The sequence below is a fragment of the Microbacterium sp. BF1 genome (assembly GCF_019279095.1).
GTDB classification, from domain to species: Bacteria; Actinomycetota; Actinomycetes; order Actinomycetales; family Microbacteriaceae; genus Microbacterium; species Microbacterium maritypicum.
Window position 1 is genome coordinate 1 of the sequence record NZ_JAGYWT010000578.1, and the last position, 1,452, is coordinate 1,452.

The following is a 1,452-nucleotide window of genomic DNA, read 5'->3' on the forward strand; positions in this document are numbered from 1 at the left end:
GGCCGTATTCAACCGGTCGTCGCAACACCGGCGAATCGGGGTATTGGATGAGCGTGTGGGACAGGCAGAAGCAGGTGCGGGCGTATCGGGGGCAGATCGTGTCTCCTGGGCGGCCGACGGTCGCGTGGCGGCAAGATCGGGTGCGATTCTGGATAGCGATCGCTGCGGGGAAGAAGACTCGCGAGGCGGGCGACGCTGGGGGTGTTTCGGAGCCGGTCGCGCACCGGTGGTTCCGCGACGCTGGTGGTGTGAATCCGCAACTGCCTCCCACAGTGTCTGGTCGATATCTGTCGCCGCCAGAACGTGAGAACATCGCGCTGTGGCGGGCGCAAGGAGCTGGCGTGCGTGAGATCGCCGGACGCTTGGGGCGTGCACCATCGACGATCTCGCGGGAGTTGCGGCGCAATGCGTCCACGCGCACGTATCGGCTCGAGTACAAGGCATCGACGGCGCAGTGGCATGCGGAGCGTCGAGCGCGCAGGCCGAAGACCGCGAAGCTCGTCACCCACGATGCGCTGCGCACTTACGTCCAGGACAAGCTCAGCGGCAGCATCTTCACTGCGGACGGCACACGGATCGGACCGGTCGGGCCTGCATGGGATGGGAAGAACAAACCGCATCGCGGGGACCGGGAGTGGGTGACGGCGTGGAGTCCACGGCAGATCGCCAAGCGGCTACCGATCGATTTCCCCGGCGATCCTTCGATGCGGATCTCGCACGAAGCGATCTATCAGGCCCTCTACGTCGAAGCGCGCGGCGGACTGGAGCGGCATCGGTCCTGGCATCTACGTCGAGGACGCACCAAGCGCATGCCAAGGGCCCGGACCAGGCAGCAGGCATGGGCTCACGTCACCGAAGACACGGTGCTATCGAAACGCCCGAAGGAGGCAACGGATCGCAAAACTGCAGGGCATTGGGAAGGCGACCTCATCATCGGGTTGAAGCGCTCCGCGATCGCCACGCTCGTGGATCGGACCACACGATTCGCGATGCTCGTTCATCTTCCACGTCAGGCCGGATACGGGATCATCCCACCACGCAAGAACGGCCCCGCGCTGGCGGGGTATGGCGCGATCACGACGAAGAACGCTCTCACGGCGACGTTCTCCACGCTACCCGCGGCATTACGTCGTTCGCTGACCTGGGATCGCGGCAAAGAGCTCTCCGCGCACCGGTTGCTTACGACTGAGATCGGGCTGCCGGTCTATTTCGCCGATCCGAAGAGCCCCTGGCAGCGCGGCAGCAACGAGCACCTCAACGGGCTCCTACGCCAGTACTTCCCCAAGGGCACAGATCTCTCCCGGTGGAACGCGGCAGAGATCACCGCCGTCGCGGACGCGATCAACAACCGCCCGCGAGAAATCCTCGACTGGCGCACCCCCGCCGAGGCCTTCGAAGAGCTACTACGATCGACCCAACAAACAATCGTTGCGACGACCGGTTGAATACGGC

General features: G+C 64.7%; 1 protein-coding gene. It reads left to right on the top strand.

Annotated features, from left to right (window positions below):
- The first annotated feature begins 47 nt into the window (after positions 1 to 47).
- Entirely contained in the window at positions 48 to 1,445 is a 1,398-nt protein-coding gene (locus tag KZA10_RS15010; protein ID WP_183525938.1) for an IS30 family transposase, read from the top strand.
- Positions 1,446 to 1,452: the final 7 nt, after the last annotated feature.

Excerpts from the sequence above, each read along its gene's own strand:
- KZA10_RS15010 (WP_183525938.1), top strand. The coding sequence starts at position 48 with ATGAGCGTGTGGGACAGGCAGAAGCAGGTGCGGGCGTATCGGGGGCAG.